The organism is Halodesulfovibrio oceani subsp. galateae, from assembly GCF_055397225.1.
In genome coordinates, this window is the sequence record NZ_AP042453.1 from 2,911,319 (window position 1) to 2,932,761 (window position 21,443).

The 21,443-nt window shown below is 42.0% G+C and carries 19 protein-coding genes and 1 pseudogene; 7 read left to right on the forward strand and 13 right to left on the reverse strand.

The window, feature by feature from the left end:
- Window positions 1–2: 2 nt before the first annotated feature.
- From ACZ5V1_RS13000 to ACZ5V1_RS13060, 13 genes and pseudogenes are all read right to left on the reverse strand, one after another.
- A complete protein-coding gene (locus ACZ5V1_RS13000) occupies window positions 3–968 on the reverse strand; it encodes a glycosyltransferase family 2 protein (RefSeq protein WP_464389205.1) in 966 nt (321 codons plus the stop codon).
- A gap of 227 nt (window positions 969–1,195) precedes the next feature.
- Window positions 1,196–1,972, reverse strand: coding sequence for an FkbM family methyltransferase (locus tag ACZ5V1_RS13005; protein WP_464389206.1), 777 nt, complete (start codon window positions 1,970–1,972; stop codon window positions 1,196–1,198).
- A 5-nt stretch (window positions 1,973–1,977) separates the two neighbouring features.
- Window positions 1,978–2,691: a class I SAM-dependent methyltransferase gene (locus ACZ5V1_RS13010; protein WP_464389207.1), complete on the reverse strand. Its 714-nt coding sequence runs from the start codon at window positions 2,689–2,691 to the stop codon at window positions 1,978–1,980.
- 1,316 nt (window positions 2,692–4,007) lie between these two features.
- Window positions 4,008–4,331: a hypothetical protein gene (locus tag ACZ5V1_RS13015; RefSeq protein WP_464389208.1), complete on the reverse strand. Its 324-nt coding sequence runs from the start codon at window positions 4,329–4,331 to the stop codon at window positions 4,008–4,010.
- 244 nt (window positions 4,332–4,575) lie between these two features.
- A complete protein-coding gene (locus ACZ5V1_RS13020) occupies window positions 4,576–5,499 on the reverse strand; it encodes a glycosyltransferase family 2 protein (protein ID WP_464389209.1) in 924 nt (307 codons plus the stop codon).
- A gap of 24 nt (window positions 5,500–5,523) precedes the next feature.
- Window positions 5,524–6,225, reverse strand: coding sequence for a methyltransferase domain-containing protein (locus ACZ5V1_RS13025; protein ID WP_464389210.1), 702 nt, complete (start codon window positions 6,223–6,225; stop codon window positions 5,524–5,526).
- A gap of 26 nt (window positions 6,226–6,251) precedes the next feature.
- Window positions 6,252–7,832, reverse strand: coding sequence for a GMC oxidoreductase (locus ACZ5V1_RS13030; RefSeq protein ID WP_464389211.1), 1,581 nt, complete (start codon window positions 7,830–7,832; stop codon window positions 6,252–6,254).
- 1,041 nt (window positions 7,833–8,873) lie between these two features.
- Window positions 8,874–9,414 (reverse strand): annotated as a pseudogene (locus tag ACZ5V1_RS13035) (transposase); the annotation flags it as partial.
- An 874-nt stretch (window positions 9,415–10,288) separates the two neighbouring features.
- Window positions 10,289–10,375 (reverse strand): hypothetical protein, encoded by an 87-nt coding sequence (locus ACZ5V1_RS13040; protein WP_464391626.1) that lies wholly within the window; start codon window positions 10,373–10,375, stop codon window positions 10,289–10,291.
- Between the two features lie 1,580 nt (window positions 10,376–11,955).
- On the reverse strand, window positions 11,956–12,909 hold the full coding sequence (locus ACZ5V1_RS13045) for a hypothetical protein (RefSeq protein ID WP_464389212.1): 954 nt from the start codon (window positions 12,907–12,909) through the stop codon (window positions 11,956–11,958).
- Window positions 12,869–13,606, reverse strand: coding sequence for a molybdate ABC transporter permease subunit (modB, locus tag ACZ5V1_RS13050; protein WP_464389213.1), 738 nt, complete (start codon window positions 13,604–13,606; stop codon window positions 12,869–12,871). The genes ACZ5V1_RS13045 and modB overlap by 41 nt, the downstream gene beginning before the upstream one ends.
- Window positions 13,599–14,351, reverse strand: coding sequence for a molybdate ABC transporter substrate-binding protein (gene modA / locus ACZ5V1_RS13055; protein ID WP_464389214.1), 753 nt, complete (start codon window positions 14,349–14,351; stop codon window positions 13,599–13,601). The genes modB and modA overlap by 8 nt, the downstream gene beginning before the upstream one ends.
- A 32-nt stretch (window positions 14,352–14,383) precedes the next feature.
- Complete coding sequence (locus ACZ5V1_RS13060) at window positions 14,384–15,529, reverse strand: LeuA family protein (RefSeq protein WP_464389215.1); 1,146 nt, start codon at window positions 15,527–15,529, stop codon at window positions 14,384–14,386.
- Window positions 15,530–15,883: 354 nt separating this feature from the next.
- Here ACZ5V1_RS13060 and nifH point away from each other — a divergent pair, with 354 nt between their 5' ends.
- The 7 genes from nifH to ACZ5V1_RS13095 all read left to right on the forward strand — a co-directional run bounded on the left by nifH (window position 15,884) and on the right by ACZ5V1_RS13095 (window position 21,416).
- Window positions 15,884–16,714 carry a nitrogenase iron protein gene (nifH, locus tag ACZ5V1_RS13065; protein ID WP_464389216.1) on the forward strand — a complete coding sequence of 277 codons (831 nt, stop codon included), beginning with the start codon at window positions 15,884–15,886 and terminating at the stop codon, window positions 16,712–16,714.
- Between the two features lie 85 nt (window positions 16,715–16,799).
- Entirely contained in the window at window positions 16,800–17,147 is a 348-nt protein-coding gene (locus tag ACZ5V1_RS13070) for a P-II family nitrogen regulator (RefSeq protein ID WP_160712286.1), read from the forward strand.
- A 4-nt stretch (window positions 17,148–17,151) separates the two neighbouring features.
- A complete protein-coding gene (locus ACZ5V1_RS13075; protein WP_464389217.1) occupies window positions 17,152–17,526 on the forward strand; it encodes a P-II family nitrogen regulator in 375 nt (124 codons plus the stop codon).
- Between the two features lie 17 nt (window positions 17,527–17,543).
- Window positions 17,544–19,181, forward strand: a complete 1,638-nt coding sequence (gene nifD / locus ACZ5V1_RS13080; protein WP_464389218.1) for a nitrogenase molybdenum-iron protein alpha chain — start codon at window positions 17,544–17,546, stop codon at window positions 19,179–19,181.
- Window positions 19,182–19,196: 15 nt separating this feature from the next.
- On the forward strand, window positions 19,197–20,570 hold the full coding sequence (nifK, locus tag ACZ5V1_RS13085; protein ID WP_464389219.1) for a nitrogenase molybdenum-iron protein subunit beta: 1,374 nt from the start codon (window positions 19,197–19,199) through the stop codon (window positions 20,568–20,570).
- An 81-nt stretch (window positions 20,571–20,651) separates the two neighbouring features.
- Window positions 20,652–20,957, forward strand: coding sequence for a (2Fe-2S) ferredoxin domain-containing protein (locus ACZ5V1_RS13090; RefSeq protein WP_464389220.1), 306 nt, complete (start codon window positions 20,652–20,654; stop codon window positions 20,955–20,957).
- 3 nt (window positions 20,958–20,960) lie between these two features.
- A complete protein-coding gene (locus ACZ5V1_RS13095) occupies window positions 20,961–21,416 on the forward strand; it encodes a GNAT family N-acetyltransferase (RefSeq protein ID WP_464389221.1) in 456 nt (151 codons plus the stop codon).
- The last annotated feature ends 27 nt before the right edge of the window (window positions 21,417–21,443 follow it).

Here is a 21,443-nt window from a genome sequence, read left to right on the forward strand (position 1 = left end):
TACTACGAATCCTTATCCATTGCATGAAACTGTCTAAAGGCACTATTCAATCCAATATTTGGAAGGGCAAGAGAAAGTCTTTCAAAGGTACGCACTGGATGCTTCGCAACTAACATCATCAAATATCCCATAAAAGACAAAAAATCTTTCTTCAGCCATGAACTACGTAGTTTAAAAAATTTTAACGAAAACTCCCAACTTCCCATTGTTTCTATGAACGTGCGATGCTTTTTCAATAAAAGATTTCGGTAAAAAATTTCTCCATCAAGACTCTTATCTGATGTAGCAGTCATACGCTGTTTAACTAACGGAGTTGAAATGCCAACAAAGTGTCCACCTTTCATTGCTAAACGAACGTTAAACTCAGTATCTTCAGATCGCCGGAACTCGATATCAAAGCCGCCTAACTTTTCATATGTTGAGCGTCGAGCCATTTGGCTACATGTAGCACAAGAGCCATAACCATCAGATAAGGGAGTCCCCATTAAAATACGTGATGCAACTGCATTTCCATTTGGAGCAATTTCATCTTGGTTCTGTCCCATTGTCCCTTCAACCCGACTTGTCTCATCTGGATAGCGAATAACTCTTGCTGTATGACAAATTACATATGGCACCGTAAGATCACGCTGCTCATATTCAACAATTCTAGAATATTGCAAACTCAAGCGCTCAGGATCACTCTCATCATCATCATCGAAAAACGCAATAAAATCCCCCTGTGCGTTCGCGATAATTTGATTCCGAGCACCGGCCACACCTAAATTTCTGGAGGTTACTATAATCTTTAATGGATAATCTTGAGATAGTGATGTCAAAATATCTACTGTGCTATCTTCAGAACTATCGTCAACAACAACAACTTCAACGTGTTTCCATCGCTGAGCAAACACAGACTGAATACAGCCCGTAATTGTTTTTTCAGCATTGTATGTCGTCACTCCAACAGTAATTAAAGGAGTTGGCATCAATGTTCTCCTAAGTAAAGTGGGTCCAATTGAATGCAGATCGCATTTTCTTCTTGGATAACTAAGGATAATGAAACACTCATCAGGACAACTCTTTGCCAAACAAGCGGCACCTGGTTAAACAAAACAACTATTCCTTTTGTTTGCTTTTTCCTAACACTGCACAAAATCCTACCACACAAGTTAACGCAAAAAGAAAAGCAATAATACGTCCTTTAAGAGGCTCTCTACAGTTTATTTCTGCACCATAAAAGAGGTTTGCCAGACTCCCGGCCATGAATTGCTGTTATACTTGAAAATTTACTTTCCAGCAGTTCCAAAATTTTTTGCTGCGAGCATAGATCGGGATGAATTTCGATAACAACAGCTTCAACCCAATTAAGACATTCAGGATGCGCTGATAAGAAAACTTCTTCTGCCCCTTCAATATCTAATTTAAGTAGGTCTGCCTTACCACCAACTTGTGAAAGTATTTCAGGAAACGTGATGCCTTTGACATGAAGCTGCCCTGTTTCTTTAATTCTATATCCAAGTGGATTTCCATCATTTGAAAAAGCCAAAATGTCATTATTGTTCCAACAGGCGCGATTGACAATGGTCCAATCCAACCCTGTCGTTATTCCAGTCTGGACATTTTTTTTAGCAACCCGATACGTCTCCAAGTTGGCTTCAACACCAAATATTTTTGCCTTCTTGTTTTGAGAAAATGCCCATAACGAAAATGTTCCAGCATGATGTCCAAGATCAAGAATAATTGGCTTATCTTTATTCTTAAGAAAGCCAGAAAGAGTAGAGTATTCACAATCAATCAAAACTTCTTTTAAAGCTTCGACATCAATTGACCGGAACTCAAAAGGAATCTCCTGATAAGTACCTTTAGCAGTTTTAGAGCGATCAAATTTATAAGCAATAAGATATAAGACTGAATATATCGGATTCTTAGTAAAAGAATTGACCCATCTAGTTCTATTCAATGCCTTTTTCAGACGATTAAGCATATTCATAAGACTTATCCTTTTGTTTTCCGGGCCACCAAAACATAATTGCACGTCCATTTTCTCCGATGGTTCTCAGGATTTTTTCCAACAACTTTTATTATCAATCCCTCGAGGTTGTGCAACTGCATAAACAACCAACGTACAAAGCCTAAAATAAGATAAGCGACCTTTATTTTTTTGAATATACCTTTATCAACAGGTTGAAGATACAAAGAAAACATTGCCCCCATTAAATACCAAAACCCTGCGATATGGTGTAGCTCTATGACATCAAACCCAGCATCTTTTAAAAGTCTTGCAACACCATATTCGGTGAGACGATTATAATCAGCGGGTTCTGCATGAATTGGATATAAAAATGGAAAAGAAAGGAATAAATACCCACCCAACCTAAGAATACGTTTGGATTCAGATAAAGCTTTAGCGGGATATTCGAGGTGTTCTATAACTTGTGAGGAAATGATGGCATCTGCTGATCCATCAGGAATAGGAACATCATAAGCCGTTCCTACAAGGTCAATGAGTGAAGCATCATAAAATCCGTCTTCAATATCAACGCCAATATGCCTTTTCACTTTTCCTTTAAGAAGCGAGCCAAAAGGTTTAGCACCGCAACCGACATCATACACTTCCATATTTCGTGTTAAATATTTATCAAAGTACTCTGATAGCTTTGCACGCACATCTCGACGGGGACTAACGGTTTGAAAAAAGAAAAGCGACATAAAAATAATTCTCTAACTCAGTTTGATATCGTTAACATGTTGAAAAACTTATCCAGTGATGATAATTCCATGGAAAATGAAACCATTTTCGTCTTACTGCCAACAATTTTCTAAAGAAAGCTATTCATGATGCATCTGTTATTCTTCTAAAGGTAACGCTTGTACATAACAAGTCATCCAACAACATGGACACGTAGTTAAGCCACAAGGGCCTACTTCTCGTTACAGTTTTCATGTTCCACAGGGGATAAACCAGCCATTGCTTAAATACCGTCTCCTGCGGTTGTAAAACACTTCGATATAGAAAAATATGCCACCTAGCTTCACATTTTGTTTTGAAGCGTATGTGCAGGATCAACGAGCTCTTAATGCTATGGAAAAAAATTCAGCAACGCATTGTCCCATCAAGTACCTTTACGGCTCATACTTTGAATACAGCCATATTTTTCCAATAGATTACGCAAATCTTTGCTGGTTAATATTCTGGAATGGCTTTTCTGCGCGAAGTTCTACAATAAGCATAAGGCTACCAGTCATGTTTTCCAGACACTTTTGCCAAAAGCAAATCTGTTGCCTTATCAGAAATGAACTACAATTATAAGAACATGCTTAAAAAAGATTGTCTAAAATCAGCCGGATATGCGACAGACGGACGATCTCGGGTTTTCTATAACGACGCACTATAATAAACTCAAGAATAAGCACAGTTCCAAGACTGTAGATAAATGTTGACAATACTGCTTCCTGAATACCGAAATAAAGGTACACATATTGCGGAAGCCACAATGTGGATCAAAGAAATAGATATTGTAATATCACGATTGCTTTTGTCATCCAGCTTTGAAGTTACAAATCTGTTTCGAAAACTAACATAGTTACCTATAGCCCCTGTGCAGAGAAGAGCCTCCGCATATGGGCTAACCTCAATATATTCTTTTCCAAACAAAACAGGCATAACCCAAGGAAGAACGGTAAAGGCAAAAAAGATTATGCCTGCCCCCATCACTGCAGATAAGAAATTTAAAGTCTTATCTAAGCGTTCTGTGTAGCTTTTGCTTTTTACAAAGTGAGGAACCAGAGCCGAGGCAAAGTTTTTGACGAATCCCTTTTGTTAGTTCAGCTATACGTTCCGCGGCATAACAACTAGCTAAGGATGCAGAAGAGAAAAAAAATAACTAGATAATCTATTTATATTATTAGTAAAATTATTCAGACTTGAGTAGAAAGTAGTTTTTATTCCATATTGAACACAACCATTCTCGATGGGGTGCCTTGTTATCTATATTCTTAAGTAGATAACATGTCATAATCAAACTCTATAAACTCAGAACAATGAAGAGGGGCCAGACTATAGAGTCTGGAACTATCAAAACTACGCCAACAAGAAGTAACGCAGTTAGTAGCGCAAATAACCCATCAATAGCTAACAATAAAGAAAATCTTTCCCACCCTGCTATAATAGCTTTCCAGTGTTTCAATCCATGAACAAAGAGAACTGACCCTGCCGCCACATAAAAAGCTATGTAAGGAACATTCTCTTTCGTCAAAAAAATATCACATAGCAATGCCGCAGAAAATAAGGCTGCCGATTTAGCTTTATGAAAAGCAAGCCTTGATGATTTCCTAACCCCCTCTTGCATTGGATTGCATCACTGCTTTGCTTAATCTTGGCAAAGAAAAAATCGCCAGGATCCCTATCACACTGAGAATAGACTGATATTTTCAAAATTGTGTTTTATCCAGAGCGCGGACCAAAACATAACTCGTCGCTAACCCTGAAACTTTCTGAATAATATTCAAGACAAATATAAAAAAGAAATTTTTAAGGATAGTTTATGTTTTTTTAATAAAACACCATTAAGAAAACCTTTACTCAGCAATCTGTTATCTCGCACGTCTTGCAAACATGTTCGCCATAATTTTAGTAGGAGAGAACAAACAAGCCAAAGCAAGACATGCACGACTTCTCCACGGTTTGTTCCTAAAATAATAAAATCTCGAATACGCCTGCAAGATAGCTCCCAGATAAACCTTATTCTTTTGTAAATATTTCTGATGCTTCTTTCGTAGCATCAAAGCATAATTAAGTGGTTTTTTGCCAGATTTATCTTCAGTCTGAGTTTTATGTTGTACAACAAGAGGCTCGTCAACTGAAATAAAATATCCGTTCTGCAAAGCAAAACGAATAGCCAAATCCCACTCAGCAGCACGCCGGAAATTTGGGTCAAATTGAAAGTTTTCTAAAACTTTTTTTGAAGCCATCAAAGTGCAACTTCCAAACTCACCCCACGTATACCCGAGAGCTTTTTCATGCCACAAGAGAAAGTCAGCAACCATTGAACCATACGGCTCAGGGGCTTTATGTCCTATCGCTTTTACGAAAGCATTCGGCTTCTCCTTACCGTCCACGAAAACGCGACGGTGAGAATAACAGAATGCAGAAGCAGCTGTATGTTCCTGCTGAAATGTTAAAATTCTTTCATATTGCTTGGTTAAACGATCTGCCTCATGGTCATCATCATCATCAAAAAATGCTATATATTCTCCTCTTGCATTTTTAATGATGGTATTGAGAGCTGACGGATAACCTTGGTTATTCTTGTGAAGATACAAGGCTATTTTCTTGTTTTCTTTCTGAAGTTGTTCGATGACCCGGACAGAATTGTCATCCGAACCATCGTCAACAACTACAATTTCAAAATTCGGCCAATCCTGCTTGCTGGCACTTTCTATGGCTCGTGTAATTGTATCAGCTGCATTAAAGCAGGTTATGCCGATTGTGATAAGTGGATGCGCTGAATATGCCATAGTTATTTCCTATTCTACAACTTATTATTTTACAACAACAGCCTGTATATTTGAGGGCATCATTGAATCAATCAGGTCTTCTTCTTTTCTTTCGCCAACTTTTCTATACTGGGCTGTGACCCCTTTATCAAACAACGGAATTAGTAAAGCCAAAGCTTCAATAACTGGTCTGAAGGGTGGGAAAATATCACATTGAATCAGAGCTCGCTGCATCAAAATACCAATCGTTTCAAATGGTTGACTTGCGCCACGCAGCATTTTAATTTTTGCCCAATCTTTAAAAAGAACTTCAAAACCATAAGGCGTAAAATGAAAAAAGTTATCAGGCCCCTCATGAAAGGAAAATACAGAACTAGCCGACATGACCAACTCTCCCCCTGGTTTCAAAATTCTATGAAACTCATCAATTAATCTTTGTGGGTCAGGAATATGCTCTAGTAATCCAGTGCATAAAACAACTTCGTAGCTTTCCCTCTCAATTTTACTAACATCTTTGTAATAAAGATCAACATGCATATCAGCAGGCTTGTCAGCCCGCTTAGTGACTGCAAAGGCGTTGGAAAAATATGGTTGGTAATCAACGTCTTCTGAATGGACAACCAACGTCTTTTTCTCGCTAGCATTTTCTGCACACAACCTATCAAGATTTTTCGTTGATAATTTCTTTTTTATAAAGCGATAGCGGGAGGCTTTTTGCCAGAATGTTAGTTTTTTTGATGCATTCATTTGTAGCTTCTTCTTTTATAGATAGATTAAATTTGCTTTATCTGTTTTAGCAAGTGATCACCCAGCCGTAATGACAATGCCGTAATAGTTAAAAATGGATTCGCGTAACCATAAGCAGGGAATAATGATGGGCCGGCTAAATAAAGGTTTGCTGAACTGTGAACACGGGCATTTGTATCCGTCACAGATGTTTTTTCATCTTCTCCCATACGAGTTGTTCCCATAAAGTGCGAGTGAATACATACAAGAGGCCAATCATCCAGTTTTTCCAACCCCGAAAACTCAACTTGCCCAATATTATATTTACGTACCATCTTATCGAAGTGAGAAAAAAATCTCATAACAGATTGCTTATCTTTATCAGAGAAACGCCATTGAATATCAACCTGTTGTGTTCCATCCTTTTTCTTGTCAGATGAAAGCATAATTCTGTTTTCTCTCTCCGGATATTGGTCTAAGAAGCCACGCAGTATGAATTTTTTGGACCGTGGTTGGAACTTGGCAATGCGCCCCATAGCTTCGTAAACAATTTTACCAAGACCAGGCAAAAAGCCCTGCACCAACTTGCTTCTATCAATCAAGGCATTGTTCAGTATCTTTGTTTTCTTCATTACTTCAAAAGCCTGGTTGGCTTGATATTCTAATAAAGGAGAAAGTTGGACATAATGATTCAATAACTCTAAACGCTCCTGCTCCTTTTTAGAAAAACCAATCCCATAACGAAAACTCCCCACTCCAAGAGGGCGATCCATAAAAAATGCGTGTGATGTCGGCACTGATTCATTCAGAATAAGTGCTGCCATATCTGCTTTTGGATGTATTGAAAAGTATCGACCAACTGTATCGTGATCGTTTCCAATTCCAGCAGGTCTCACTTCATTAGAGTTTAGTAATAAGCGAGGTGTTTCAATGCCGCCGGCCGCGACTACAAACTGGCGCGCCTTCACTGTCAGAATTGTTCCATCCGGTTTCGTGATCTGCAGTGATTCAATTGAAGAACCATCTGATTTTTCTTGTAACCGGCTGACAGGTGCGTTTAACAAAATACGCAAAGAAGGGCAGTCTTTTTCGATTGTTCTCAAATAGTCAGAAACGATAAAAGGCTCTTTCGCCCACTGAAAACATTTGGCTTCAAGGCCAATATTACCTTGAGTCAGTGATGTAAAACAGCTTTGTTTTGCATCTAGCTCACCTAATGTAGAGAAATACTCAAAGCCAGGAATACCCAGAACGTCTGCCGCTTGTCTGTAATAAGGAGCCAATTCTTCTGTTTTGAAAGGCCAGCCGCTATCAGGAACCCAAGAGCGTTTTTCAAAATCTACCTCTTCAAGCGGACATGAACGACCAGCCCAAAGATTTGATGATCCTCCAAATTGCCAGGACCACCCAAAACGCATATCAGAGACATCTGAAAAGAGGTTGGTTTTACTAATAGATTCACAACTATAATTGGGGAGATCGCCACCGGCTTCAAGCAACAATACATCTACATGCTCTTTCGCAAGTTTTGCCGCTATGATTCCGCCTGCCGGTCCGGAACCGATGATACACACTTGTGCTTCGATGTTTTGTACATCCGAGTTCTTTGCTATATCGATAATGCTCATATTTATTGCGTCATTTGTAAGATTGTTATTTTTTTCACATTGGACGGTTCGTTAAAAATAAGAAAGTAATCCTACTATATTTTTTTGAGCTCGACTTAGACTGCAGGCTCATTCCGTCATTATGACATCACGACATCACGACATCATGACTTACTGGGGAAACATGCCCCTTACTTAAATGCCGCTTTCTCCAATGACAACATGCTTCAATACCGTAAAAGAAGCCGACTTGACTTCTTTACCTGGGGGTAAATTTTTAGAATGGAGCAACTGCTTTTAATTGTATAAAAAGTAATTCTGCCACGACTTAGTCCCTGCAAATCTTTTTAAATCCATGTCTTAAATACAGCCGCCTCATTTTTTATCATACTTCGCACCCTGATAACGCAATCTGCAGAGAGATCACAACGTCTATAGGCTACTTAATCGCGCGGACAATGACGTCCCATCAGAATTCTAGCTAGTCGCTTGCCAACCAGCATACTTACCTAAATAAATACATTCTCTCTTGAGACGAACAACTAGTCTTTCCCCTATGAGTCATCCAATATTGCTAAAAGATACCCCTTTTCGTCAACATGTCAGTTCATCCTTTTTGGTTAGACAGGACTCTTGAGATGTCTGTCCTAGGGCTACGTGCAAAAACCTTTATCAAATCTGTATTACGGGCATTTTTCAAACAGCTGACTCTATAATCAATTTCTTTAAGGTGGGTCAATTTTCAATTACTCAACATCCATAGATGAAAACTTCAAGAACATTGAAGGTAAAACGTCTTTAACACCTCTTACATGCATCATGCATAAAGTTGATTGGTCAACACATATCAATATCAACAAGTATCATAAGTGCTGCCCTAAACTCCACAGCAGGTGCCTTCTAGTCCCGCTAGTCTAAGACATGCCTGCAGAACTCAAATGAGTCACACGCTATTCGCGGTAAAAGCCGACCTCTGCTCATCTGCCTTCAACTTTGATAACCATGGTCACTATAAATCAACAAACCTGGGAGTTATCCTACAACAAAAATGTGGACACCAAGTTAAACCACAAGGTCATACTGTTCATTGCGATACTCAAAGGTGGCAGGAAAAGGCCAGCCACTACTCGCATATCGCCGTCTTCGATTGCAGTATGCCTCGATATAGTTAAATAAAATCAATTCGGCTTCATGCTTGATTTTAAATTTCCTGTAACGGATCAGTTGATTTTTGATTGTGCGGAAAAAAATTCTGCCACGACGTTGTCCCAGCAGTCTTCTTTTCGGCTCGTACTCTGAATGTCCGTGCTTTTTCAAGCACCTGCGGAAATCCTTACTTGTATACTGTACGCCTCGATCACTGTGGATCAGAAGGCCGAAAGATGGTTTCCGCCGTGCAACAGCCTTCTTTAAAGTATGGATAACAGAATGCCGCTCTAACGAATCACTTAAATCCCATCCAAAACCATACTGGGAGCTGACGCAGTAAATTTACAAGCAAGCAGGGTAGGAGCGACAGGCTCCGTTGTCCAGAATATGTTGTAAGAACAAATTTCTCTGCACAGTTACAAAGCAATTCCAATGCTCGCATGTATCTGGCAACACTATTCTAACTAACATCCGAAACAACAATTCATCACCCTGTTCAGAAGTGAGTATAGGGATTCGATCATCCCATCATGTTCGTTGTATATTGCTAAGATTTACTTGTGAAATAGCGCAGTCATCCGTTGTAGCTATAACTCTGGACGCTTACACCACCCATAATATCCGCTCATGGCAATCTGTAGGGTCTAACAAATCTACTTCATCGGAAACGTAGAGAGGTTTGACTTCACGAACCTGAATCTCATTTCGATGCTCTGCTGAAGATACCCAAAGTTCTTTTTAAGATACCACGCTCCATTTCAGCACCTTGAAGCCGTTTTCGTAATCCTTTGAGCTCTCGTTGTTCATCTGTCAAAACTTCATTTCCCTTCCAAGAAGAACAATTTTGCCTTACACTGAAAGCTCTCTACGCCAACGGTACACATGTCTTTGGGGATTCCCAAATTACCTGCTATATCAGTAACGGTACGATCTGAATCTTCAGTTAGTAGCACAGCATTCCTTTGAACTTAGCATCAGATGATCTGCATTTTCGGATACCCATCTCCATCTCCTCTTTCATTTAGGATAATGGCTTAACTATGTGTCCACAAGTTTGTAGCAGGATCAATCGGCCACTTGATTCAGGCGTTGGGCCCGCTATGACGCACTCGCATCATACTGCATTTATTACCGATAGCATTTTTCAATAAGTCTTGATAAAGCCGCACCTCACAGTTGCTCTTCAGCAGAATCTGTAGTCTGGGATTAAAGGAGGATTTCTTAGGATATTATCTATTCTGTGACACGCTTCAACCCAACTCGCGACGCTTAATTTTTGCCTACTGAGCATCAATTAGCTCTGAACACCCTACCCATACTATACTTTTTCACCATAAATGCAGACAGTGGGATCTTACTCCAAGCCGCTTGGCAACATTTTGAACTGCAGAGCCTTGTTCAGCAATGTATTTCACAGCTTCAATGTAGAGTTCTTCGGCATAGCGCTTGTCACTCAGGATACCTCTTTGAAATTATAGATCTACAACCTAAGAGTATCTACGAAACTAGAGGTCATTCTCCCTATAGGTAAACTTAAAAAGCTTCTTTTCCTTTTCACATTCAATATGCTTTTTCAACATCTTTTATACAGATTATAGCAATATTGCCCTGTGAAATTCATGTCCTTAAGGCAAGAGATTTCATAATCTCAGGCAAGCAATTGCAACGCTCTTCCAGGTTCGCTTTCAAAATCAACAGTGCGTGCTTCTAGCAAAACAAACACACCTCCTATTTGTTACCTACAAATGCCGTTATAGGCATAATTTACTAGGCCATAATAACAAAATTCGCTGAAAAACAGGCAAGATTGACCGCAAACTTGATGCACTACAATGACAGGCAGAAGAACGAAAACGACTAGAGATGATGAATCATAAAGTTGAAACAAGGTAGAAAGGCCTTGCGCAGCTCCATCTTATAACTATTCAAAACAATACATTAAATTCACATCTAGCTGCAAGTTTGCAAAAGAAGCCGCCTTCAAACACTTTTTTGAAACAAGAGTTCTTCCACCTGAAACACAGATTACTAAGGTACATAAAAAAGACATCCTTGATGCTTTCAATACCCTTAAGAAAAGTTATTCAGAAAAAATGTAAACAGGCAAATCAAAAACCTGAAAACCGGATGGAACTAGAGTAGAGACTATTTTGAAATGCTCCATTTCCATCGATTAAAGACATGCTGAAGGGATTTGAATTGTCTCCAAAAAGCGTAGAAAATCTATAAAAAGTTGGGCCCTTATCTCTTTGACAAAGGAGCTTGCCCTGCAACTTAACAAGCACAAAATACACACAAACGTGGAGATAATTTTTTTTCTTTTTATACATACAGCTTAAAAGCGACCTCCACATTCTTTGGCTTCACAGATTCTGCTATAAAGCAAAGATGAAGCCTTTCGAAGTACACGGCATACGTGCCCTTGCCGCAACAATGGCACACACAAAAGATGTGTACTTACTGGGTGTTAAATAACTGTTTCGAAACAAACCAACACATCAAACAGATAACTACCTTAAAAAACAGCACAGAAACAATCTAGCCGAGGATATGCTCAGCACGGTTGTATCAAAAGCTAAAAATGAAAGTGATGAAACGATAGCCATAAAAGAAGGGGAAGCAGATGCACCTAAAATAAAAGCTCTGACACTTACAAATCGAACATTCAACTCGATTTTTGAACAAAAAAAGGCCCTTACACTTTCGTGTAAGAGCCTAAATGCCTTCGCTTCCTTAAGGGGATTTGCCCTCCCCTGTCACCTGCGTGAAAGGCAGGTTCATATCTAACAAAAACTGCTTATTCCTTTATTTACAAGGCATCACCAGAGGCACAGACGGTATTATCGACATGAAAACCATAGAAATTTACACCTAATTTACCCCTACCAACAGCTTGTTATCCATACCAATTTCAGAAGAAAATAGCATTCGGCATCAAAGCTATCGTCCCATCAGTATTAAAAATACCTATAACTTCGAATGGTTACTAAGAGAATTACAAAGTACAGCGGCTTGCCAAACCCAAAGCTGTTTCTAACTCAGAATGATGTGTTTGTGACGTAATGTCATACTGACCATAACTAAAGGTGCGCGATGAGGCTCTAAGCTCGGTTGTTACCCGTATTCCTTTTGATAAAAATTCTATCACCATAGGAACGCGCTCTTTATCTTCATTCCCGCATAAACTTTCGCGTATCGCTGGGGAAACCTCACTTTTCTTTCCGTTTAAAGCTGTAGCAACTACTTTTGTATGCATAGTTGTAATGCTACAAAGTTCTCCATTTTCAGAGAAAACTAACGAATTATTGTCACCTATAATTCCGACTACATCATTATCGTATGCAGTTACTTTTCCAATTGGCGTTGTTACTGAAGTAGGAACAGCAGGCTCTACGGAAAGAATTTTACCAGTATGACTAAATTTAATCCCTGTACGTATCTGCATTTCCCCAACAGGGGTCTTTAAGAAGACACTTTCCTTAGGCCAAAGAGTGATGCTTTCTACGCTTCCATGTTCATAAAAACTGATGTTAATGCATCTTGCTGTTAGACTACTCCCTGCTATCTCTACAGTAAGGCTCTCCGAAAGAGACGCCTCGTCGTCTTCTCCCCAATAACCGGAAAGTTTGCCATTAAGCGGGAATACCCTTTTCACTGCGCCACTCTCATAAAAAGTGACTAGCTCAGCAGCTATCTCACCTATCGGAGTGAGTACAGGACTCTGAGTCTCTAACGGTAAGGAGCGCAATGCCCCGCTCCGGTAAAATGAAACCGCTTGAAGAGTTTTCTTACGCAAATCATCTGTTGAATATTGGGGAGTAAGGCTTCCAGCCTGCGTTTCAACTATGCACGGTGCTACAATCGAACACGCGGCAACGCTTCCATTTTCGTACAGCTCAATATTTTCACTAGTCGCAAGTTCTGATGCATACGGTTTGCACGGTGCCATAAGGAAACCCCTTTTTATTAGAATTGTTATTGCGACCCCGCACATGTCCTCCGTTCCCTATGAAAACTAGTGAAATATAACTGACAACAAGTAAGACCAAAGAAAGTATAGCAGCCGCCTCATAATTAATGCTTTCTGTATGTTCAAAAATTGCGATTGATATCACGCGAGTTTTATGAGGGATGGAGCCACCAATCATCAATGCGACACCAAATTCTCCCACTGTATGGGCAAAAATAAGCGCCGCAGACGCGGCAAGACCACCACGACTATTAGGAAGCACAACGTAAAAAAACGTTTGAAGATTTGAGAGCCCTAAAGCACGCCCAGCCTCAATGAGGTCATCATCTATTTTTTCGAACGCTGCTTGCATGGGTAAAATCCCAAATGGCAAACTGTATAATAACGAACCAAGAACAAGTCCGAAAAAAGAGAACGTTAAAGAAGAGCCTGTTAGTGATTTCCAAAAACTGCCAATCACAGAATAAGGTCCCATTACAAACAAAAGCCCGAAGCCTAGTACGGTTGGAGGCAATACCATTGGCAAGTTACAGGCGGCCTGAATATAACGCTTTCCCCGAAACCTACCTTTTGCCAGCAAGTATGCAATAGGCACACATGCCATCAGCAACACAATCATAACAATTGTCGCAAGCTTGAACGTTACCCATAAGGCGCTAATATCTTCACTACTCATAACCGTACCGCCTTAAGATAGAACGAGCTTCTTTTCCTTTAATCCATTCAAGAAATTTCTGAGCACCCTCAACATTCCCAGACCGTATGACGCAAGCAGCCTGTTTAATTTTTGCAGAATTTGGAATATCCCAATATGTTCCCTGCGTGCCTTTCTCTGAAAGGGCTTGCGATAATGCAATAAATGTCGCGTCAGCTACACCGGTGTATCCATACTGAAATGCCGTGCCGACACTTTTGCCAAAAGCAATTTTCGACTCAACTTTTGAATACAAACCTGCTGTTCGCAACGAGGCTTCCGCAGTTGTTCCATATGGAGCGGTGTTAGGATTTGAAATTCCTAAATGCGTAAGATCAGAAGAAACAAGCACATCTTCCCATGTAGGCAGCCCCTTCAACTCTTTCTTCATTGACCATAATACCGCCGTACCCTTGGCGTAGATTGTTGGTTCCAACGCAAGATTTTTATCAAACAACATGGCAGGACGCTTTTCATCCGCTGCTAAGAAAAGGTCATACGACGCACCATTTATGATTTGTCCGTACAACATCCCTGTCGCCCCAAAGACACACGTAACATTTGCTCCTGTCTTCTCATACTCGACCGTTAATTTTTTGAGCGTGTCTGTGAAGTTAGCCGAACAAGCTATGGATACGTTATCCGTTCTTTCTGCTGCGTTTAAATGCACCGCAGCAATAAAGATCAACATGCATATTGTGTTATATGTAAGAACTTGTTTTAGCATACTAGCTCACCTCATCGAATTTTCATTTTGACTTAACAGACTGCCATTACAGTTTTTTTTGCACGACACATAACACTCTTCCACACATCTCCAACTTCATATTCAGTCAACGGGCGCTTCAACCTGCAGGACAATTGACTCACAGCTTTTGTCACTTCTTCAATATCTCTTTGGGCAAGAGAATCATCAGTCACCAATCCGTATTCATTAAGCGCTATCAAAACAGCACTTCTACCACTCTTGCTTCCAACCCGTATCTTTCTTGTAACGCCCACTTCCTCTGGATCATATGGCTCAAACAAATCGGGGGACTTACTCAACGCATGCACATGCAAACCTGATTCACACGCAAAAACATCTTCTCCCACAATGGACTTTGTGCGCGGAATCGTAACATGCGCGGCAGAAGCCACAAATTCACACAGATCTTTAAGTACCCGTGGTGAATACCCAGTCATATTTTTCTTTATTGCCAAATATGCCGCCAACTCTTCCGTTGCAGCTATTCCTGAACGCTCGCCCACACCCAAAATGCTAACATCCGCATAGTCAGCTCCACTATGTAAAGCAGTTATCGAATTTGCCGTAGCCATGCCAAAATCGTCATGACAATGAACTGCCACATCTACACTGAGTGCATCACGAAATCTGCTAATCAGTTTCACCATCGCAAGCGGGGTTAGCTGTCCCAAGGAATCTGCAAGCCGTACGCGGGATGCTCCGTGTTTTTCTGCAACTAATGCCATGCGTAATGCGAACAATTCGTCAGCTCTCGACACGTCTTCAAGTCCGACGGAAATGTATGAAATGCCGCACTCTTTTGCGATTTCAATACTTTCTGCAAGAGATTGTAATAACGCTTCTCGCTGAGTGGATAATCTTTTTTCTATATGCAGATCAGATGATGGAACACCAATGTTCACTCGATCTACAGACAACTGCGCAGCGGTACGAATGTCTGCCTCTCTGCACGGCGACCATACGCTCAGTTTCGCAGATGCTTTTTTCATTCGAGCGTACGTAACGAACTCTGCCAAATCACTCTGCCCTACCCATCCCAACTCTATTTCATCTACACCGACCCGCAATAAGCCAGAAAATATCTTTTTTCGTGTATCATTATCGAAATAGGCACCAAAAAGCTGAGCTCCTTCTCTTAAAGTAGTATCTAGTAACATAGAACCTCCCTCTATAAGGATACTGAATGCATTTATAGTTACGCTAGATAGAAACAACACTACCATTCAACATAAGCATTAATAGTGCCAACGTAGATACTACAGCAGATCATACGGCTTATTGCTTATCTACAGATAACTCATCCTTAATTATGCATACCTTTTTGTAGTTTCCTACATTTTTGAAGACATTTTTGTAGGTTCCTACATATCCAAACCTACCAACATAAACGTACGCAAAGCCAGACAACCAACTGTTTTTAAAGAGCTTATGTTTATAAAACTCGTTTGGCACACCTTTCGCTTTATAGAGAACATAGTTGAAACAGGACCCTAACAGACTTGGAGACTAAAATGAGAAAAGTAGCAATCTACGGCAAAGGCGGAATTGGTAAATCCACTACTACCCAGAACACAGTAGCAGGGCTTTCCATGATGGGACGTAAAGTTATGGTTGTTGGCTGTGACCCTAAAGCAGATTCAACCCGCCTTTTGCTCGGAGGCCTACAGCAGAAATCTGTGTTGGATACACTTCGTGAAGAAGGCGAAGACGTAGAATTGGAGGATATCCGTAAAGGCGGGTTCGGCGACACATGGTGCGTAGAATCTGGTGGCCCTGAGCCGGGCGTTGGCTGTGCAGGCCGCGGAATCATTACCTCCATCAACATGCTCGAGAACCTCGGTGCTTATGAAGAGTCTGAAAACCTTGATTACGTTTTCTATGATGTTCTTGGTGACGTTGTGTGTGGCGGTTTCGCAATGCCTATTCGAGATGGCAAAGCCGAAGAAATCTATATCGTCTGTTCTGGTGAAATGATGGCTATGTATGCAGCAAACAACATTTGCAAAGGTGTCATGAAATACGCCCAGTCCGGTGGCGTTCGCCTTGGCGGTCTCATTTGTAACTCTCGTAATGTTGATAACGAAAAAGAGATGATTGAAGAATTCGCCCGCAAACTTGGAACACAGATGATTTATTTTGTTCCGCGTGACAACGACGTGCAGCGTGCAGAAATCAACAGAAAAACAGTTCTCGAATGGAACGACGCCGTACCGCAGGCAGATGCATACCGTGGACTGTCTGATGCCATTGATAAAAACGAAATGTTCGTCATCCCGACTCCTTTAGAAATTGAAGAACTGGAAAGTCTGCTCGTTGACTTTGGCCTTATGGAAATAAGTTAGACGCCAACTCCGCACCACACGCACAACAAACTGGTCTTCAATCAACTGCATTGCACAATGCATAAACTGCATGGGGAGAAAGAATATGATGATTATGGTTAAAGCGATTGTTCGCCCTGAAAAAGTGGACGAAGTGCTCAAGGAGCTTATGGATAAAGGCTTCCCTGCGGTAACAAAATTCTCCGTTGCAGGACGCGGTAAGCAGCGGGGCATTAAAATTGGTGAAGTAACCTACGACGAACTGCCTAAAGTCATGCTGCTTTGCGTTGTCAAAGCTGAAGACAAAGATGATCTGATCGAAACGATTATGGACGCAGCGCGCTCTGGTAAAAAAGGCGCATTCGGCGATGGCAAAATATTCGTCACAGCAGTCGAAGACGTATACACGATCAGTTCTGGTATCAAAGAAGCTTCTCCTGCAGCGGAGGGCTAGTCGCATGAAAGAGATTACCGCAATCCTGCGTATGGATATGATGAACCGCACCAAAAAAGCTCTTACAGAGCTTGGGGTGGATGCATTCTATGCATTTGAGGCTCAGGGCAGAGGCAAAGGCTTCGTTAACAAAAAAGTGCTGGCAGGCATGGAAGAAGGATACGAAGAAGCCGCAGCCGTGCTCGGCGAAAAGGGCAAACTCTATCCCAAACGAGTTCTGATAGCAGTCGTTCAAGACGGTGAAGTGGACGCCATAGTTCAAACCATTATTGCTACCAATCAGACAGGTAAACCCGGCGATGGCAAAGTTTTTGTCTGTCCTGTTAATGACGCAGTCCGTGTCAGGTCAGGCGAACATGGCGAAAAATCCATAGCGTAAGCACCAAGGAGACTAAAATGAGTATCAAACCAAAATTGGTGCAGTGGGAACCTACAGACCTGAAAGAGGAACTTCTTAAAAAGTACCCTCCAAAAGTTGCCCGAAAACGCGCCAAACAGATAATGATCAACGAAGCAACAGAGTGTGAAGCACCGCCGGAAATTGTTGCTAACGTTCGTACCATCCCCGGTATTATCACCATGCGCGGTTGTACCTATGCGGGTTGTAAAGGCGTTATCATGGGGCCTACCCGTGATATTGTAAACATTACTCACGGCCCTATCGGTTGCGGATTCTACTCATGGTTAACACGACGCAACCAGACAGATCCCGGCGCTGATGGTGACAACTACATCCCTTACTGTTTTTCAACAGACATGCAGGATCAGGACATCATTTTTGGCGGTGAAAAAAAACTGGAAGCTGCCATTCAGGAGGCCTACGACCTTTTCCACCCCAAAGCCATCTGCATCTTCTCCACTTGTCCCGTTGGACTTATCGGTGACGATGTTCACGCTGTTTCTCGCAAGATGAAAGAAAAATTCGGTGACTGTAACGTCTTCGGTTTTTCCTGTGAAGGGTACAAAGGGGTATCCCAGTCCGCCGGTCACCATATTGCGAACAACCAGGTTTTCACACACCTCGTTGGTGAAAACAAAAAGCCTAAAGAAGGCAAATACAAAATCAACCTTCTCGGTGAATACAACATCGGCGGGGACGGTTTTGAAATCGACAGACTGCTCAAAAAGTGCGGCATTACAAACATCGCAACGTTTTCCGGTAACTCCACGTACGACCAGTTTGCATCAGCCCAGCACGCAGACCTCAGCTGCGTAATGTGCCACCGCTCCATCAACTATGTGGCGGATATGCTGGAAACTAAATACGGCATTCCGTGGATTAAAGTGAACTTCATTGGCGCAAAAAGCACAGCCGACTCATTACGAAACATCGCGAAATACTTTGGCGATCCCGAGTTAGTGAAGAAAGTTAACGACGTCATTGCTGAAGAAATGCCTGAAGTAGAAGCTGTCATTAATGATGTGAAAGAGCGTACCAAAGGCAAAACAGCCATGCTGTTCGTCGGCGGTTCCCGCGCTCACCATTACAACGACCTTTTTGCCGAACTGGGTATGAAAACAATTTCTGCCGGATACGAGTTTGGTCATAGAGATGACTATGAGGGCAGACAAGTCATTCCAGACATCAAAATTGATGCTGACTCCCGTAACATCGAGGAGCTGGAAATCAAGCCTTCGGCAGAAGAATACAAGGCACGAAAAACTCCTGAACAGTTTAAAGCCCTTGAAGATGCAGGATTTAAATTCCGCCATTATGACGGACTCAACCCGGACTTGGACAAAGGTTCCATCATTATTGATGACCTTAACCAGTATGAGGCGGAAAAGCTTGTTGAGCTCTTAAAACCGGATCTGTTCTGCGCTGGAATTAAAGAGAAATTCTCCATCCAGAAGCTTGGTATCCCAATGAAGCAGCTGCACAGCTATGACTCAGGCGGACCATATGCCGGTTTTAAAGGCGCCGTAAACTTCTATGAAGAAATCGACCGCCTCGTGAACAGCAAGGTTTGGAGCTACATGAAAGCGCCTTGGCAGGAAAATCCGGAACTAACCGCTACGTTCGTATGGGAATAAGCAGGGAGAAATAGAATGTTACTCAGACATACACCTACAGAGGTAGCAGAGCGTAAGTCTCTGGCTATTAACCCCGCAAAAACATGTCAGCCTATTGGTGCAATGTATGCCGCACTTGGTATTAAAGGCTGCCTTCCACATAGTCACGGTTCGCAGGGGTGTTGCTCCTACCACCGCTCTACACTGACCCGTCATTACAAAGAGCCTATTTCTGCAGCCACAAGCTCTTTTACAGAAGGCGCATCAGTTTTTGGCGGTCAGGCTAACTTGCTTCAGGCCATCAATAACATCTTCACGGTGTACGATCCTGAAGTAATCGCAGTGCATACCACTTGTCTGTCTGAAACCATTGGTGACGATCTTAAACAGATTGCAGCCAAAGCCATTTCCGAAGGCAAGGTGCCCGAAGGTAAAACCATTATAGGTGCTCCGACACCAAGCTATGTTGGCTCTCACGTTACAGGTTTTAGCAACATGGTTAAGGCTATGGCGCAGCTTGCAGAAGAAACAGACAAAAAAAACGGCAAGGTAAACATCATTCCGGGCTGGGTAGAACCTAGCGACATGGAAGAAATTAAGCGCCTTGCAACCCTCATCGGTGTTGACATCACGCTCTTTCCAGACACCTCCGGAGTTCTTAACGCACCTCTTACTGGCGAATACCACATGTTCCCGAATGGTGGTGTCACAGTAGAGGAACTCAAAGAAGCCGGACAGGCAACAGGAACTCTTGCCCTTGGTGAATGGTGCTCGGCTGATGCAGCACGCTGGTTGGATGCAAAACGCAAAGTGCCGTGTACTGTATTGGACATGCCTTTCGGCTTGGCCGCAACAGACCGTTTTATTGATACGTTACGCACCATTGCCGGTGCAAGCATTCCGGAATCCATCACCACAGAACGTGGCCAGCTTGTGGATTTAATTTCGGACATGCACCAGTACTTCTACGGAAAGCGGGTAGCCATTTTCGGTGATCCTGATCAGGTAATTTCAATGTGCGAATTCCTTCGCTCCATTGATATGTACCCTGCATATGTTGTGACAGGTACCCCGGGGAAAAAATTCGAAAAACGAATTAAGGACATCACAGCCGACATGCCATTTGAAGTAAAAGTTAAGGCAAAAGGCGACATGTTCCTCATGCATCAGTGGATGAAGAACGAGCCTGTAGACCTTATTATTGGCAATACCTACGGCAAGTACATGGCTCGCGACGAAGACACCCCTTTCCTTCGTTGGGGATTCCCGATTCTGGACAGACAGGGTCATCAGTATTTCCCGACAGTCGGTTACAAAGGCGGGCTGCGCTTATTAGAAAGAATTCTCGATCTTCTATTAGCCCGCAAAGACCGTGACGCTCCTCAAGAGACCTTTGAGTTGGTTCTGTAGCATCGCACATAACAAACGTACCTGCACACGCTTCTGTTGTGCAGGATACGTACTCAACATTACGCAAAAAAGGACAATGCAATGGCCACTCCTGAAAGAATGCTGATATGCTGCCAAAGCTTTCGCGCTGCGGGCAGCCCGAAGGGTATTTGCCACAAGCAGACCGATGGGTTCTTGCAATATATTGAAGAAGAAACTCTCGATCGAGGATTGGACGCCCTTGTTGTTGCAACCACATGTTTAAAACAATGTGAAGCCGGTCCTGTCATGGTTATTCAACCAGAAAACTGGTGGTACAAAGGCGTAGATTCTGAAGAAGCAATTGACGCAATTTTGGACTCTCTCGAAGACGGCAACCCGTGCGAAAAATATCTGATGGAATCGTAAAGAATGAACCTGCCACATGTGACCATACGCGAAGCCACCGAAGGCGATATTCCTCAGCTGTGTGACCTTCTACGGATACTGTTCACCATTGAAGCTGACTTTAAAAGCGATACGGTGAAACAGCAAAATGGATTAAAACTCCTGCTACATTCGCCTTCCTCATGCGTCCTTGTGGCAGAGTTGGACAATAAAAATGTGGGGATGTGCACAGGGCAATTGCTTGTTTCAACAGCGGAAGGTGGTTTCTCCCTACTCGTTGAAGATGTCGTTGTGCACCCCCATTACCAACATGTTGGAATTGGAAGTTTACTTTTACAGGGCATTAACAGTTTTGCTCAGAAACACAGAGCCAAACGCTCTCAGCTTTTGGCTGATGCAACTAATGCAACGGCCTTAGGCTTTTATAAAGCAAGAGACTGGAACAAAACGCAGTTAGTGTGCCTCTCAAAACACCACTAACCTAAACATACAAGATGTGATTTTTCG